The organism is Bradyrhizobium sp. RDM12, assembly GCF_051917485.1.
GTDB lineage: Bacteria > Pseudomonadota > Alphaproteobacteria > Rhizobiales > Xanthobacteraceae > Bradyrhizobium.
Map to the genome: position 1 here is coordinate 5,347,935 of NZ_CM133064.1, position 15,963 is coordinate 5,363,897.

Sequence of the window (15,963 nt, forward strand, 5' to 3'; positions counted from 1 at the left end):
ATGCCACAGCGCCAAGTGGCGGGCGGCAATCGAGTTCCGGCGAAAGACCCTTAAATTGCTCCCAAAACAGTAAACCAAGAATTGTCAGGCATGCCGACAGATGACTGCATTTAAATCGGATTTCCTCAACACCCTGCAGGAACGTGGTTTCATCCACCAGTGCTCCGATTTCGAGGGGCTGGACGCGCTCGCGGCCAAGGGCGAGGCGATCGCTTATGTCGGCTACGATTGCACCGCTCCCTCGCTGCACATCGGCAACTATTTGACCATGATGCTGCTGCACTGGTTTCAGCAGTCCGGCAACAAGCCGATCACGCTGATGGGCGGCGGCACCACCATGGTCGGCGACCCCTCCGGCAAGGACGAGACGCGCGCGATCCGCACCGTCGCCGAGATCGAGGCCAACAAGGCCTCGATCCGCGGCGTGTTCGCCAAGGTGCTGCGCTACGGCAATGGCAAGAGCGACGCCATCATGCTCGACAATGCCGAATGGCTGACCAAGCTCAACTATATCGAGATGTTGCGCGACGTCGGCCGGCATTTCTCGGTCAACCGCATGCTGACGATGGACTCCGTGCGCCTGCGCCTCGAGCGCGAGCAGGAGATGAGCTTCATCGAGTTCAATTACATGATCTGCCAGGCCTACGACTTCGTCGAACTGGCCAAGCGGACCGGCTGCCATTTGCAGATGGGCGGCTCGGACCAGTGGGGCAACATCATCATGGGCGTCGATCTCGGCCGCCGCATGGGCACACATCAGCTGTTCGCGCTGACCACGCCGCTGCTGACGACCGCATCGGGCGCCAAGATGGGCAAGACCGCGCAAGGTGCGGTGTGGCTCAACGCCGACCAGTTCTCGCCGTATGATTTCTGGCAGTACTGGCGCAACACCGAGGACGCCGACGTCGCCAAGTTCCTGAAGCTGTTCACGACGCTGCCGATGAGCGAGATCAAAAAGCTCGAAGCGCTCGGCGGCTCGGAGATCAACGAGGCCAAGAAGGTGCTCGCGACCGAAGCGACCGCGCTGCTGCATGGCCGCGACGCAGCGAACGAAGCGGCCGAGACCGCCCGCCGCACCTTTGAGGAAGGCGCACTCGCCGAGAGCCTGCCGACAGTGAAAATTCCGCGCGGCGAGCTGGAGGCCGGCCTTGGCGTGCTCAACGCCTTCGTCAAGGCGGGCTTGGTAGCTTCCAACGGCGAAGCCCGTCGCCAGATCAAGGGCGGCGGTCTGCGCGTCAACGATGAGGCCGTCACCGACGAGAAGATGGCGCTGTCCGCGGCCAATCTGACGCCGCAAGGACTGATCAAGCTGTCCTTCGGCAAGAAGAAGCACGTCCTGCTCAAGCCTGCATAGGCGTATGAGCTTTTGATGCTTGTCAGGGCGCGTCGAAGCGCGCTCCCTAACAGGCAATGGATCAGAACACGCCCAGGGAAAATGTAGCGGAAAGCAGAGGTGCGCCGCAGCAGGACGCGGTGCGAACCGCACTCGTCGTGCTCGCGCTGTGCTTTACGCTGGCCGTGCTCGGGCGAGGCTTAAGCGAGAGCTTCACCGTCTTCCTCAAGCCGATCTCCGAAAATTTCGGCTGGGACCGCGCGCAGGTGGTCTCGATCTATTCGCTGACCTGGCTCATCAGCGGACTGACCGCGCCGCTGGTTGGCCGCCTGTTCGATCATTCCGGGCCGCGGATCGTCTACGCGCTCGGTCTCCTGCTGCTCGGCTCGGCCTTCCTGATCGCAGGGCACGCGCGGGCGCTTTGGCAATTCCAGATCTCGATCGGATTGTGCGTCGGCATTGGCGTTGCCTTCATCGGCAACGTGCCGAACTCGATCCTGCTCGGCCGCTGGTTCGGGCCAAAGCTGCCGACCGCGATGGCGGTGGTGTACTCGGCGATGGGGGCGGCGTGCTGGCGCTGTTGCCGGCCTCGCAGCTTCTGATCGATCATCTCGGCTGGCGCGTGACCTATCAGGTCTACGGCTTCGCCGCGCTGGGTCTGCTGGTGCCGCTGCTGCTCCTGCCCTGGCGTACATTCGCGGCCGGCTCGCCGTATGTTGCGAAGAAGACCGATCCTGATTTCATCGACAACGGCTGGACGCTGGTGAGCGCGATACGTCACCACGCTTTCTGGGCGCTGTTCTCGACCTTCTTCTTCACCGCCGTCGGCATGTACTGCATCGCCGCGCAGATCGTGGCCTATCTGATCGATGCCGGGTTTCCGCCGCTGCAGGCGGCGACCGCCTGGGGCTTTTCGGGTGTCGTGCTGGTGTTCGGGATGATCGGCGTCTCCGCACTCGACGGGCTGATCGGGCGCCGGCCGTCGGTGCTGTTGAGCTACGCGATCTCGATCCTCGGCATCTTCCTGCTCTGGCTGCTGCAGTACTATCCTGATGTCATCCTGCTCACCGGCTTCGTCGTCTGCTTCGGCAGCATGATGGGTTCGCGCGGGCCGCTGATCACGGCAACCGCGATGAAGATCTTCAGGGGCAAGCGGGTCGGCACCATCTTCGGCACGATCTCGATCGGCAGCGGGCTCGGCTCGGCCTTCGGCTCCTGGAGCGGCGGCCTGATCCACGACGCCACCCATGGCTACAACGCGCTGCTCGCCTTCGCACTTGCAAACGTGGTTCTCGGAATGATCCCGTTCCTGATCGTGCCCGCCTTGCGGCGCTAGGTCTCCCCAAGGTAACCTGAACTCATTGGCGTCACCGGGGAACTACGGACGGCACCAGGCGTAGACGCTCAAAAATGCGGATGGCATGCGGCTGAAATCACGGCCTGCGGTGTTTTGTCCGATATGACAAAAATGTCAGCGCAAATTCACCTGGCGCAGCTTGCAGCGTGGAACCGAATGCGGTCCAAGTCGCAGCATTGGATGGAGGGCACAAACCAATGAACTTTCCTTATCTCGCTCGCTTTCAGCCGGTTCTCTTGAGCCTGTTTCGCTTCATCACTGGTCTGCTGCTGTTCCAGTACGGTGTCGCCAAGCTGTTCAAGTTTCCGGTGCTCCCCTACTTCGCCGACATCCCGCCGCTGATCTACGTGGCCGGCACGCTCGAACTGGTGCTCGGTGCGACGCTGATGCTCGGCCTGTTCACGCGCCTCACGGCCTTCATCCTGTCCGGTGAAATGGCCTTCGCCTACTTCATGGGCCATGTGATGAAGACCGGAACGCCGGTGCTCCTGCCGCTGCTCAACGGCGGCACCGCCGCAATCCTGTTCTGCTTCGCCTGCCTCTATCTCTCGGCAGCGGGCGGCGGCTCGGTCAGCGTCGATGCGCTGATAGACAAAGAGGCGGACGCGCCGGGCGGCGCCTTCGCGCGGCGCTGACGGGCGCACAAGTGATCCGCAGACCCGGCGCCGGCGTTTCCGCCGGTGCCGGATCAGCGCGAGCCCAGCACGTTCCAGATGAGGACGAGGGCCGCCACGAGCAGCACGGACATGATGATGCGGTGAACGAATCGGTTCATTGCCGGTCCAGCCAGGCTCGATCTCCACCAAAGTCTGAGATCATTTGCTTCCCGCAAGAATACGGGCGCAAGGCATCGCATCGCGATTTTCCTGCCCGATTGCGCGTAAGGCTGCGCAGGATCACCCGCGCGGCAGCCGCGCGCACGCCTGTCTTCATGATTGGTAAGAACTTCATGTTAGCGATGCGAGCAATAACAAACATGTCGTAGGGGCTGTTATGAAGCTGCTAAGCCATCTGAAGATCCGCACCAAGCTTGCCAGCATGGTCTGCCTCGCAGCTCTCACAATCACGGCCATCATCGCGGTATCGACCGTCCTCAGCAAGAGCCGCATGATGGACGACCGGGTCCAGCAGATGAAGGCCGCGGTCGATCTGGTCCACGGCCTCGCGCAGACTTTCCAGGATGATGCCGCCGCCGGCAAGATGACGGTGGACGAGGCCAAGCTGCAGTTTCGTCAGCGTGCCCGCAACATGAAGTTCGGCGGCGGCCAGGGCTATCCCGTCGTCTACAATTCCGATACGTCGATCCTGGTCAACGGCGCCAATCCGCAGCTCGAAGGCAAGATCACAGGCGCCACGGATTCAAATGGCGTCCTGATTGCCGATGCGCAGCTCAACGCCGCCAGGCAGGCGCCGCAGGGCGGCGTCACATCCTATCTCTACCCGCGCCCCGGCCAGAGCGAGCCCGTCCGCAAGACCGTGTTCGTCCGCCAGTTCACGCCGTGGAACGCCACGATCAGCTACGGCCTCTATGTCGACGATATCGACGCCGATGTGCGCGCGCTCACGCTTGAGCTCGCCGCAATTGGCGCCGGCCTGATGCTGCTGATGGCGGCGCTGTCCTGGCTGATCGCCCGCGACGTGCTCAGCGCACTCGACCGCCAGAAGACCCGCATGCAGGACATCGCCGATGGCGCTATCGACAAGCCGGTCGAGGAGACCGATCGCGGCGACGAGATTGGCCGTATGGCGGAAACGCTCGAAGTGCTCAGGCAGACCGCGTTGACGGCGCGCACGCTGGAAGCCGAACAGGTCGCGGCCAAGGCGCGCGGCGAGCGGGAAAAGCGCGACGCTTTGATCTCCCTCGCCGACCGCTTCGATGCGTCGGTCGGTCAGCTCGTCGGCCTGATGGCCTCTGGCTCCGGCGAGTTGGAGACCACGGCCAAGTCGATGTCGTCGACCGCCGAGGGCACCAACCGCCGCGCCGCCGTGGTCGGCTCGGCTGCGACCGAAGCCAGCCAGCGCGTCCAGACGGTGGCAGCCGCGGCCGAAGAGCTCTCCTCCTCCATCACCGAAATCAGCCGTCAGGTCGCGCAATCGGCCGACGTCACCGGCCGCGCGGTCGAGAGCGCGCGCCGCACCGACACGATCGTGCGCGCCCTGTCCGACGGCGCCCAGCAGATCGAGCACGTCGCCGAGCTGATCTCCAGCATCGCCGCACAGACCAATCTGCTCGCACTCAACGCCACCATCGAGGCGGCGCGCGCCGGTGAGGCCGGCCGCGGCTTCGCTGTCGTCGCCTCCGAAGTGAAATCGCTGGCGAGCCAGACCGCGGAAGCCACCCGCGAGATCGGCGACAAGATCGCCCAGATCCAGGGCGCGACCAAAGAAGCCGTGGACGCCATCGGCGGCATCACCGCCACCATCGAGGAGGTCAGCCGCATTGCCACCTCGATCGGCGCCGCGATCGAGGAGCAAGGTGCAGCCACCGCCGAGATCGCCCGTAGCGTCTCGCAGACTGCCGAGGCGACCAGGAAGTCACTACCAACATCACGGGCGTCAGCTCGGCTGCCAACGAGACCGGCAATGCTGCCGGCATGGTGCTCGCCGCCGCGTCAAATCTTTCCAAGCAGGCCGAGCAACTCTCGGGCGAAGTCGGTACGTTCCTGGCGGGCGTGCGCGCGGCGTAAGCTGCGCGGTATCGATTGGTCCAGACCGTGCCGGACCACCGCATTCGTGGCCCGTCCTTCGAGACGATCGCTTCGCGATCCCCTCAGGATGAGGTCGCTTTTATGATGGGATTTGATGTCCCGCGGCAAGACCTGACCTCATCCTGAGGGCCCGCCGGAGGCGGGCATCTCGAAGGATGGCCACAGATCATTCCAGCCGCGACGAAGCGGCCTCTGCGGCTAACGCCGCGCCATGCTGCAACCGTTCGATAGCGGCCTTGCCGTTGCCGTCGGGCTGTCGCCGGACTGCGTTGACGGCAGCTCGTCGATCGGCGTGTTCTGTTTGCCGGTGTTGAACTCGAATATCTTCCGGAACACGCCGGGCACCATCGCGGAGATCGGATTGACGCGCATCACCGGAGCCGCGGGCGTGCCGACGACCTCGTAGGTCACGCCGATCAGCCCCTCCTTGTCGCCACCGCCGAGGAAAAGGCCAAATAACGGGATCTGGCCGAAGATGTTGTTCACGCCATACATCGGCACGAAGGTGCCGCTCATGCACACCTGGTTGCCGGGATAATCGATCGACCCCTCGATGGTGGCGCCGATCATCGGGCCCTTGACTAGGCCATCGCGGACCGTAAGCGCACCATTCTGCCGGGTAAACTCCGCACGCAAGGCGCTAAAGGAAACGCCGCCACCGCCCGGAGTGCCGTTCGGCGCGCCGGCGGCAACGCGCTCGAGCTGCGCCTCGCCCTTCACCGTGAAGTCGCGCACATTGATGAGGCCCTCGCGCGCCGTGGTCGGATCGGATGCCGGCGGCTCCATCGCCACCACCATCTGGCCGCCAACCGCCTTAGTATAGGTGTCGGTGAATTTCAGCAGCGACCCGGCATCATTGGTCTGGAGATAGATCACCTCGCGGCTGCCCTGCGCGCGCCCACCGCGCAGATCGGCTGCCACCGGCGTGTTCTGCCCGATCCTGCCGCTCAGCGAGAACGCCTTGATGGCACCGCTGCGTTTCGACATCTTGGCATCGACGCTGCGCATCGCCTCGCCGTTGAAGCCCGCGACCGTGCCGAGCTTCACGTCGATGTCGAAATCGACGTTCTTCAGCTTGCTCTTGCCGTCGTCCTTGGAATTGCCTGAGATCGCCGACTTCAGGAAACCACGGCCGTCGAAGACGTCGCCGCGCATCGTGCCACGGACCACGCCGTCCTGACCGCGCTCCACTTTCAGCGACGTCTTGTCGCCATCGGACGGCGCGTAAATCGGGAAGTTCGCATTCATGAGATCGCCGTTCGGATCGACTTCCAGCGAGCCCTTGATCGAGGCGCCGCCGCCTTCGATGACGATGTCCTCGAGCCGGGTCGACTGTGCCGTCGGCACCACCTTGAATGTCGCCTTGCTCGCCTTGCCCGGCAGCTTGACCCAGCCGGGCAGGATATTGTCGAGCTTGACCGCGGTCAGGTCCGCCTCGATGCCGAGCTTCGTGGTCTGGTCAGGACTGCCGGCAATCTTGCCCGACACCTTGACCGGGACCGAGCCGCTGACGGCAGGACTGAGGTCGAAGCCAAGGCGGGCACGGCTGGCATCGTCCAGCGTCGTCTGCAGCTTGATGTCCGCGTCGCCATCGGTCGCCTTGCGGTAGTCGAGCGAGGCCGCCTGCCCGTTGATCTTGACGTCGCCCTTGACCTGGTAGCCCTGGTTATTGGCAACGATCTTGAGATTGTTGGCCTCGAGCTTCTGGTTCATCACCAGCTTGTCGGCGGCAAAGCCGTTGAGATCGGCGGTGACGGCGTAGACGGTATCCGCCTTGGTCAGCTCGCCCTTGACCGGCAGACCGAGCTGGATGTTGGCCGTGAAGGTGCCCTTGGCCGTGTTGGGATCGACGACGGTCGACGACAGATCGCTCAGGCGATCATTGGACAACATTTCGGCCGCCGCCGGCACCGGACCGTCGACACGAAAGCGGGTCCGCGAGGGCGAGGGTTTCGGCGCCATGTCCGGCACCTCGAAGGTGAAGTCGGAGATCGTGATCTTGCGGCCCGCGGGCGTGTCGGCAATACCCTGGGCGATATTCACGGTGGCGGTGCGTCCGGTCACGTGCGCCTTCAGATCGGCGTCATGCACCACCGGCATGCCGTCAACGGGACGAACCGCGACGCCGCTTGCCACGATGTTGACCGAGAGGCCGTCATCGGGAATCGGCGGTCCCTTGCGCGGAAGGTTCCGCGTCGGCGAGTTGATGCCGACCTCGATGCGCTGAAGCGTGCCGCGCTCGATCCGCTCGATCACCCATTGCCGCAATTCGGGCACCACCAGCGTCGGCCACATCCGCTTCAGCGCCGAGGCGGACATCGGCGTTCCCGCAAAGCCGAGCGTCAGGCGCGGCTCGCCGGAATAGTCGATCGCACCGGTGCCGGCGACGCCGATCTCGCCGTTGGAGATGTCGGCCTGCGTCAGCAGCATGCGCTTGTGATCGGTGTCAAAGCGGAAGCCGATCGCAATACGGTTGAAGACGAGCGGCGGCTCGTTGTCGATGCCACCGAGCAGGATCGAACCGCCGCTGAAGCCGAGCTGCCAGTCATTGCTGGTGCCGTTGGGCGGCTCGAGATGGGCGAGCAGCGTCAGGCGGTTGGCGCCGGAGAGAATCTTGAACGGTGCGACCAGCACCCGCCGTCCCGCATCCCATTCGACGTTGATCTCGGCCGAGTCGATCGCCATCGGATAGTCGGGCGTGTCAGTATCGATGATGCTGCCCGCGCCGATCGTGACCTTGCCGCGGAAGAATGTCGGCACGCCGTCGCGGCCGAGCTCACCCTTGAGCTCGCCGGTCAGAGGCAGGTCGGCCGTATAGGTGAGGTCCTTGAGGCGCAGCGCGAGCAGGATGTTGGCGGTCGAGACCTTGTCGGCGCGGATATCGATCGAGCGTACGCCATTCTCGGTCGGTCCGATCGTGGCGCGCAGCGACCACGGGCGCGCGCCCTCTTCGCCGAGGCTCAGCGTCACACCGCCATGGCTTGGGCGGCGCAGGCTGAGCGTGATGTTCTCAAAGGTCCATCTGCTGCCGCGCTGCTGGTCGTCGACGATCAGATTGCCGTTCTTGAGACCGATCTCGTTGAGGTTCTGGCCGTCGAGGCCGGTCATGCTCAGGCTGTCGAGCCAGTCGAGGCCCTGAAGAATTCCACTCTGCGCAGCCGGCTGAGGTGCGGCCTGGGACGCGTCGGGGGTTGCAGGCGCCATCCCGAACGGCGGCGGCGGAACGCCGTTGCGCGGGAATGTCGGCGGCAGGCCCGCTTCCTTCTTGGACGCGACGCCGGTTGCGAGCGGCTTCGCCGTGTCGCCCGCGGACACCGTGACGGTCCCGTCAGGCGCGATCCGGATCGCGAGCTCGGCATCGACCAGATTGAGGCTTTCGGCGCGCAGATGCCCGGTGAAAAGCGCAGCCCCCGACAGTCGCACCTCGGCTTTCGGTGCGCTGGCGACGATGGCATGGTCGTGATCGCGGACGATGATGTCGCGGATACGCACGGCAATCCGGACCCGCCCGGCGCGCTCGATCTGGGTGCCGCCGACCTCCACGGTGTTACCGTGGCCGATGTTGTCCTCGATCGCGGCGGCGAGCCAAGGCGTTGCCAGGTCGAGATTGATCGGACCGGCACCAAGGCGCCACCACAGCGCACCGAAGCAGCCGACGAAGATGACGATCAGGGCGCCGAGGACGACGGAGATCCGGCGCAGCCATCGTCCGCATGGCAGCACCCGCCGAAACAACGCGAAACCGTCACCGACCGGGATGCGCGAACTGGAACGCGACAACAGGCGGCGCGCGCGATGACCCGCCTCCTCTTCCTGGTCTTGGTCCCAGTCGGCCTCGTCCCATTCCGGCTGCGCGTGTTGGCCGCCGTGCCGATCGAAGTCCCGATTGGGATCCTGGGGCGACGTATTCCTAGCCATTGCCTCTCGATACAGGCGCCCGTCGTAGGATTGAGCGCCGCCGGGACCGCAGCCGTCGACGGGAATCGACGCTCCCCGCCCCGGCATTGCCGCCATGCCTCGAATGTTCCTGCTGTTCGTCATTTCGCCCCGGGAGCGCGTTCAACGAGCAGTGGTGTGGTGCGTGGAATTCCTTGTAACCATACTCCGTCGCCGCCAAAATTGCCCAGCCGAGGGCGCGAATCCGGCACACCGGACGAGAGCTGCAATACCGCTTCGGTTGACCCGCCGAAAGCGACGAAAGGAAGGCGTATGTCCAAGAAATCCCGAAAGAAATCGTCCAAAACTCCCTCCGGCGGTCCGACTGCTAAAAAGAAGCCCCTGAAAACACGGGCATCGACCCAAACACGTGACGAGAAAACACAGCCGGCATCGGCAACCAAATCAAGCAAGGCAGGCGCCAAGGCAGCATCGCACAAGGCCGCATCGAAACGGTTAAAATCTTCTGAAAAGGCCTCTAAGCCCGCCGCATCGGCGTTCACGGTTTCAGCAAGGTCCTTACCGGCAAAGTCCTTGTCGGCAAAGTCCTTGGCCGATGGCCAGAAGGCCCCGGCCTTCCGCCTGCCCCGCGATGGCGGCAACGTCGTCACTCTGTCGGACTATGTTGGTCAGAAGCTCGTCCTGTTCTTCTACCCTCGCGCCGACACGCCGGGCTGCACCCGCGAGGCCATCGACTTCACCCGGCTCAAGGACGCCTTTACCGCGGCCGGCACCGCCGTGCTCGGCATTTCCGCCGATCCGTTGAAAGCCCAGGAGAGGTTCCGCGACAAGCACAGCCTCGGTATCCCCCTGATCTCGGACGAGCAGCATGAGATGCTGGAGGCGTATGGTGCATGGGGCGAAAAATCCATGTACGGCAAGAGTTTCCTCGGAGTTCTTCGCACCACGGTGCTGATCGGATCCGACGGCAAGGTGGCCAGGATCTGGCGCAATGTCCGGGTTGACGGACATGCGGACGAGGTGCTGGCTGCGGCAACAAGTCTTTAACCAGCCCGTTAAAATCGCGTGTTCCCGTTTCCGGAAAATTAACCATGACCGGCCCAGATTGCTGCGGCAATTGAGCCGCAAGGAACCGTTCCGACCGGCGCGGGAGTGCCGATGTCGAAAAGTTCTGCCCAATATTCGCAGTACCCCCAGCATCATTCCCACGACCACGGACGCGCCTTCCATCGCCGTCCCGCCAGTGCTGCGACAGCCGCTGCGATTCCCCTGCCCGACGCCGACGACGCCTACACGATCGTGCATCACGGCAAGCAGGTTCGCCTCGGGCCTGTCGTGTTCTGGATCGTGGTCGGCACCGTGGTGCTGCTCGGCCTGTGGTCAGCGGCGACCGCCACCTATTTCGCCTTCCGTGACGACGTCCTGACCCGGCTGATCGCCCGTCAGGCCGAGATGCAATATGCCTATGAAGACCGCATCGCCGAGCTCCGCGCCAAGGTCGATCGCACCACCAGCCGGCAATTGCTCGACCAGGAGCAGTTCGACCAGAAGCTCGACCAGATCATGAAGCGCCAGACGGCGCTGGAGTCCCGGGCCACGGCGCTGGGCGCCATGCCTGATGTCACCGGCTCGATTTCCCGGTCGACGCCGCAGCGTGGCGCCGCGAACCAGACCACGACGCAAGGTGCGCCCAAACCGTCGCCGATCAACGATACCGTGATCTTCGTAGCGCCGCCCGACCGCGAAGCCCGGCTCGAATCGCGTGCGCCCGCCGTGATCGCTCCGCCGGTCAATCAATTCGCCAAGAACCTGGGCTTTGACAATGTCCTGGTCCGGCTGACGAACTCGCTCGATCAGGTCGAGCGCCGCCAGGTTGCGGCGCTCAGCGCCGTCGAGGAAGGCATGGATTCGCGGATGCGGCGGATGCGCGGCGTGGTCAGCGACCTCGGCCTGAACCTCGCCAGCCTCGAGGCGGCCGTGCCGCGCGCCGCTATGGGCGGCCCGTTCGTACCGGTGAAGCTCGCCGCCAACGCAGGCCCGTTCGAGAAGCAGCTCTACCGCATCAACGTCACCCGCGCCGACATGGACCGGCTCAACCGCACGCTGGCGCAGGTGCCCTATCGCAAGCCTGTCGTCGGCGAGGTCGAATTCACCTCCGGTTTCGGCGTGCGCAGCGATCCCTTCCTCGGCCGGCCCGCGATGCATACCGGCCTCGATTTTCGCGCCGCGACCGGCGATCCCGCGCGTGTCACCGCCAACGGCAAGGTGGTCTCAGCCGGCTGGTCCGGCGGTTACGGCCGCATGGTCGAGGTCGATCACGGCAACGGGCTGTCGACCCGCTACGGCCATCTCCGAGATCAACGTCAAGGTCGGCGAGATCGTGAAGATCGGCCAGGTGATCGGCCTCGTCGGCTCGACGGGACGTTCGACCGGCCCGCATCTGCATTACGAAACCCGTATCGATGGCGAAGCCGTCGACCCGCAGAAGTTTTTGCGCGCCGGTGTGCGTCTTAGCGCTGGCTAGACCCACCGCATCTGTTTCGGCTCACGCGAAAGCCGCCACCCCAGCCCTGACTACTGGCTGCGCTCGTGGCCGACCTCGCCGGTGATGACGTCGCCGAACAGCTCCCAGGCCTGCCCGTTGAAGCGCATCAGCTGCATCTGCTCGATCGGAAAATAATCGTCCGGCGAGGTATTCACCATGATGCCGGGCAGCATCAGCTCGGTATGGAAGTTCTTCAGGTTGGCCGCCTGCTTCATGACGTTGTCGCGCGTGAGAGTGTCGCCGCACTGCTTCAGGACCTGCGCCATCGCCTCGGCCTGCACGTATCCGTAGACGTTGTTGGCATTGGCCTTGTCGCCGTCGGGGTAATACTTGTCCATGAATTCGCGCCATTTGATCACGGCCGGATCCTTGTCCCAGGTCGGATCAGTCGGGTCCTTCAGATAGACGGTCGAGATAATGTCCTTGGAATAGTCGAGGCCGGCAGGCTTCAGGACCGAGGCGACCGAAGTCGCGGTGTTGGCGAGGAAGAACTTTGGCTTCCAGCCGAGCTCGCCGACCTTCCGGATCGCCTGCGCCGAGCCTTTCGGCGCCGCCCATGAGAAGAAGATGTCGGCGCCGGAATCATGCAAGGCGACGATCTGCGAATCGATCGAGGGATCGCTGACCTCATAGGACTTGTCGGCGATGATCATGTTGGCCTTGTCGCCGAGCCCGTCCTTCAGGCCCTTGAACTGGTCCTTGCCGGCGTCGTCGTTCTGCCAGAACACCGCGATCTTGCCGTTCGGGAAATTGTCGCGAATGTACTTTGCGTAAATCCGCCCCTCACTCTGATAGTTGGGCTGAAAGCCCATGGTCCACGGAAAGTTCTTGGGATCGCCGAACTTGGTGCCGCCGGAGGCGACAAAGAGCTGCGGCACCTTCTTGGCGTTCATATATTTCATGATCGCGGAGTTCGAGGGCGTGCCGAGCGGCTGGAAGATCAGCAGCACCTCGTCACTCTCGACCAGCTTGCGCGCCTGCTCGATCGCCTTCGGCGGCGAGTAGGCATCGTCATAGCTGACGAAGTTGATCTTGCGGCCGTTGATGCCGCCCTGATCGTTGATCATCTTGAAGAACGCGGTCTCGGTCTTGCCGATCACGCCATAGGACGACGCCGGTCCGCTATAGGGCATGATGTTGCCGATCTTGATTTCGGTATCGGTGGCGCCGGGATCGTATTTTTTCTGTGTCGAGGTCTGTGCCAAGACCGGTGTCGTGGCGAGCAGTCCGGCAGCAAGCATGGCGAGGGCAGCAAGGTTTTCGCGGCGACCCGGCATCGTTCTCTCCCCTGTATTCTGTCGTTCTTATTACGAGGGAGTGTCGCAAGCAGGCCTGCCGCTGGCAAGCGGCAGGATTTTCCGTGGAGTGAAACGCGGCGCAGGAACTTATGCTACGCTGCAGCATTCTCACCGCCCGTCCGTCGATCACGATCAACGCGCTGCCGATGACGACCGCACCGGCGATCTCTCGCGTGGAGATCGGCTCACCCAGCACCAGCCATCCCAGCAGGATCGCGGTTACGGGAATGAGCAGCGTCACCAGCATCACATTGCTCGCGCCTGAGCGTCGTATGATCTGAAAGAAGGCGATGTAGGCGAGCGCTGTCGAGAGAGCGGCAAGGCCAAGCACCGCAAGCCAGGTCACGATGCCCGGCATGGGGAGACGCCACGGCTGCTCCACTGCACCGGCGACGATCGCCATCATCACCGTGGACGCCATCAGCTGAAACGTGGCCGTCCCAAGCGGCGGCGAATCCTTCAGCAGCCGCCGCGCCGCAAGTGCTGCAAGGCCATAGCTGAACGCGCCGCCAAGGCAAAGCAGGATGCCGAGCCCCTGCCCGGCGCGCGACTCGACACCCCACCCGCGCAGGATGATCACGCCGGCAAGGCCAAGCGCCACACCGGCCAGCCGCCGCGCCTGCAGCGCCTCTTCAGCCGCGGCCGCCATCACCAGCACAGTGAACAGCGGCGTGGTCGCGTTCAGGATCGACGCCAGTCCACTCGGAATGAAAGTCTGGCCGGCCACGATCAACGAGAACGGAATGACGTTGTTGAGCAGCCCGATCACGGCAAAGGGCCGCCAGCCCGCCGTGCCCCTGGGAAAGCCGATCCCCTGCACACGCAGCAACGGCAGCAGAATGGCCGCGCCAAGCGCAACGCGCAAAAACACCAGCGTCAGCGGTGGCAATTCCCGCAACGCCGCAGCATTGAAGAAGAACGAGCCGCCCCAGAGGATCGAGAGCACCACGAGCAGCGACCAGTCTCGCACATCGATCCGGCTATCATTCAAGGGCATGCTTCTTACCTCGGTCAGCGCGACGCTTCTCGCCACCCGATTTCCGACAAGACGCGGCTCATGACGATCGGCGCGAACTGGCCTCGCCCGCGACATCCGCCACGACCGCCCCGATCACCAGCGCCCCGCCAATAAGCGCATGTACGGCAGGCACTTCGCCAAATCCCACCCAGATCCAGAACGCCATCAGCGGCGTCTCCAGCGTCGCGATCAGGGAGGCTTGGCTGGAAGGCAGCAGGCGCGAGCCGAGCATGTAAAAGGTCAGGCCGAGCGCGCCTGGAGGCAGCCGAACATCGCGAGGATCGCAAGGCTGTTGCCGCCGACATGGGCGATGTCGTGAGCGAACGGCAGGCTGACGAGGCTGCCGATGAAGTTCGACAACGCCGCCGCCGCGAGCATCGAGGTCTCCCTGTGGCGCCGAACGACGGCCGTCATGGCCGATATCGCGAGCACCGTGAGGCAGCTCAGGGCCACGCCGCCGATATCGGCGCCGGCTCTGATGCCACCGACGGTGATGGCGACGCCGGCAAATGCGACGAGGCTTGCGATCAGCGTACGCCATGTCGCGGCTTCGCCGAGCCACAGCCACGCCAGCGCCGCCGCGACAAACGGCTGGGTTGCGATCAGCACCGCGACATTCATGACATCGGTGATCTGGAGCGCGGGAATGAACGCGATCATGCCGAGCGCGGACAATGACGCCACGAGCAAACCGCCGCGACCCGGCACCACCAATTGCCGCAGCGCGCCCGGCCCCTGCATCAGGACGAGAAGCACCGAGATCAGACCGCCGCCGAACAGGCCGCGCCAGAACAGGATGGTCCAGGGATCGAACGGCAGCAGTCGCGTGAAGAAGGGCGCCGTGCTCCAGGCAATCGCCGCCGCGGTCACGAGGGCAATGCCGAGACCGCGTTCCGATCGAGGCTGCCCCATGTCGAATTCCAGCTAAGACGGTTTCTTCGGCCGCGACACCAGCTCGATCATCTTGCCTTCGTCCTCGTCCGGCATCGCGGCCTTCGCCTGCGCGTAGGACTCGACGGCGGCGCGCGAGACCAGCGGCTTGTCGGCCAGCAGGCTCTCGGCGAGTTTGACGGCGTAGGCGGCATCCTTGTGCCGGAGCGCGGCCGTGAACGTGGCGCCGCTGAAGTCGCGGGCGACCATACGCTTGGAGTGGCGCTGCACCTGCGGGCTAGCGGCAACGCCGGCCTGGATGGACTCGAGCACCAGCTTCATGTCGAGCCCGGCCTGCTCGGCGATCGCGAGGCCCTCGGCGAGGCCCGCGATCTGGATCGCGCCGAGAAGATTGTTGATAAGCTTGTAGACCGTGCCGGAACCGACCGCGCCGAAATGGCGGATGGTCGAGCCGATCGGTTCGAGGAACGGTCGCGCCCGCTCGAGGTCGGCAGCGTCAGCGCCTGCAAGCAGCGTCAGTTTCCCGCTCGCGGCTGCATCCGGCAATCCCGTCACGGGGCAATCGATGTAGATCAGCCCGCGCGCATTAAGCTCGCGGCCCATCTCGCGCGCATGATCATAGGAAACGGTGGAGCACTCGATCGCAATGGTGCCGGCCTTCGCCGTCTTGGCCGCGCCGTTGAGCCCGAGCCAGACGGCGCGCGAGGCCTCGTCATCGGCGACCATGGTCACGACCGCGTCGGCATCGATCGCGGCATCCTCAGGCGAAGTCGCCCAATGCGCGCCGCGCGCGATCAAATTTTCCGCTTTGGCCTTGCTTCGATTCCACAGCGTCACCGTGAAGCCGGCATCGAGATAGCGGCCGGCCATGCCATGGCCCATTCGCCCCAACCCGATGAAGGCAATGCGGGGCATG

Annotated in this window: 8 protein-coding genes and 4 pseudogenes; 6 read left to right on the forward strand and 6 right to left on the reverse strand. The window is 64.3% G+C overall.

Annotated features, from left to right (window positions below; translation table 11 throughout):
* Positions 1 to 100 precede the first annotated feature (100 nt).
* The 4 genes and pseudogenes from tyrS (at position 101) to ACTGJ9_RS26295 (ending at position 5,377) form a co-directional block, all read left to right on the forward strand.
* On the forward strand, positions 101 to 1,354 hold the full coding sequence (tyrS, locus tag ACTGJ9_RS26280; RefSeq protein ID WP_456673465.1) for a tyrosine--tRNA ligase: 1,254 nt from the start codon (positions 101 to 103) through the stop codon (positions 1,352 to 1,354).
* A gap of 56 nt (positions 1,355 to 1,410) precedes the next feature.
* A pseudogene (locus ACTGJ9_RS26285) lies at positions 1,411 to 2,669 on the forward strand (MFS transporter).
* A 218-nt stretch (positions 2,670 to 2,887) separates the two neighbouring features.
* Positions 2,888 to 3,325 carry a DoxX family protein gene (locus tag ACTGJ9_RS26290; protein ID WP_456673466.1) on the forward strand — a complete coding sequence of 146 codons (438 nt, stop codon included), beginning with the start codon at positions 2,888 to 2,890 and terminating at the stop codon, positions 3,323 to 3,325.
* A gap of 358 nt (positions 3,326 to 3,683) precedes the next feature.
* A pseudogene (locus tag ACTGJ9_RS26295) lies at positions 3,684 to 5,377 on the forward strand (methyl-accepting chemotaxis protein).
* Between the two features lie 219 nt (positions 5,378 to 5,596).
* Here the strand turns inward: ACTGJ9_RS26295 and ACTGJ9_RS26300 are convergent.
* Positions 5,597 to 9,403 carry a YhdP family protein gene (locus ACTGJ9_RS26300; RefSeq protein WP_456678627.1) on the reverse strand — a complete coding sequence of 1,269 codons (3,807 nt, stop codon included), beginning with the start codon at positions 9,401 to 9,403 and terminating at the stop codon, positions 5,597 to 5,599.
* A gap of 204 nt (positions 9,404 to 9,607) precedes the next feature.
* On the opposite strand from ACTGJ9_RS26300, the gene ACTGJ9_RS26305 reads away from it, so the two are divergent.
* A complete protein-coding gene (locus tag ACTGJ9_RS26305) occupies positions 9,608 to 10,342 on the forward strand; it encodes a peroxiredoxin (RefSeq protein ID WP_456673467.1) in 735 nt (244 codons plus the stop codon).
* Between the two features lie 111 nt (positions 10,343 to 10,453).
* Positions 10,454 to 11,819 (forward strand): annotated as a pseudogene (locus ACTGJ9_RS26310) (M23 family metallopeptidase).
* A gap of 50 nt (positions 11,820 to 11,869) precedes the next feature.
* Here the strand turns inward: ACTGJ9_RS26310 and ACTGJ9_RS26315 are convergent.
* The 5 genes and pseudogenes from ACTGJ9_RS26315 to ACTGJ9_RS26335 all read right to left on the reverse strand — a co-directional run bounded on the left by ACTGJ9_RS26315 (position 11,870) and on the right by ACTGJ9_RS26335 (position 15,962).
* On the reverse strand, positions 11,870 to 13,117 hold the full coding sequence (locus tag ACTGJ9_RS26315) for an ABC transporter substrate-binding protein (RefSeq protein WP_456673468.1): 1,248 nt from the start codon (positions 13,115 to 13,117) through the stop codon (positions 11,870 to 11,872).
* 115 nt (positions 13,118 to 13,232) lie between these two features.
* A pseudogene (locus ACTGJ9_RS26320) lies at positions 13,233 to 14,135 on the reverse strand (DMT family transporter); the annotation flags it as partial.
* Between the two features lie 58 nt (positions 14,136 to 14,193).
* Positions 14,194 to 14,388, reverse strand: coding sequence for a hypothetical protein (locus ACTGJ9_RS26325; protein ID WP_456673469.1), 195 nt, complete (start codon positions 14,386 to 14,388; stop codon positions 14,194 to 14,196).
* An 8-nt stretch (positions 14,389 to 14,396) separates the two neighbouring features.
* The gene (locus ACTGJ9_RS26330; protein ID WP_456673470.1) at positions 14,397 to 15,068 is read right to left on the reverse strand and encodes a DMT family transporter; all 672 of its coding nucleotides are present in this window, start codon (positions 15,066 to 15,068) and stop codon (positions 14,397 to 14,399) included.
* Between the two features lie 12 nt (positions 15,069 to 15,080).
* Positions 15,081 to 15,962, reverse strand: a complete 882-nt coding sequence (locus ACTGJ9_RS26335) for an NAD(P)-dependent oxidoreductase (RefSeq protein WP_456673471.1) — start codon at positions 15,960 to 15,962, stop codon at positions 15,081 to 15,083.
* Position 15,963 lies beyond the last annotated feature (1 nt).

Coding starts and splice junctions, on each gene's coding strand:
- tyrS (WP_456673465.1), top strand. CDS start 101: ATGACTGCATTTAAATCGGATTTCCTCAACACCCTGCAGGAACGTGGT.
- ACTGJ9_RS26290 (WP_456673466.1), top strand. CDS start 2,888: ATGAACTTTCCTTATCTCGCTCGCTTTCAGCCGGTTCTCTTGAGCCTG.
- ACTGJ9_RS26315 (WP_456673468.1), bottom strand. CDS start 13,117: ATGCCGGGTCGCCGCGAAAACCTTGCTGCCCTCGCCATGCTTGCTGCC.
- ACTGJ9_RS26300 (WP_456678627.1), bottom strand. CDS start 9,403: ATGCCGGGGCGGGGAGCGTCGATTCCCGTCGACGGCTGCGGTCCCGGC.
- ACTGJ9_RS26305 (WP_456673467.1), top strand. CDS start 9,608: ATGTCCAAGAAATCCCGAAAGAAATCGTCCAAAACTCCCTCCGGCGGT.
- ACTGJ9_RS26330 (WP_456673470.1), bottom strand. CDS start 15,068: ATGGGGCAGCCTCGATCGGAACGCGGTCTCGGCATTGCCCTCGTGACC.
- ACTGJ9_RS26335 (WP_456673471.1), bottom strand. CDS start 15,962: ATGCCCCGCATTGCCTTCATCGGGTTGGGGCGAATGGGCCATGGCATG.
- ACTGJ9_RS26325 (WP_456673469.1), bottom strand. CDS start 14,388: ATGCTCGGCTCGCGCCTGCTGCCTTCCAGCCAAGCCTCCCTGATCGCG.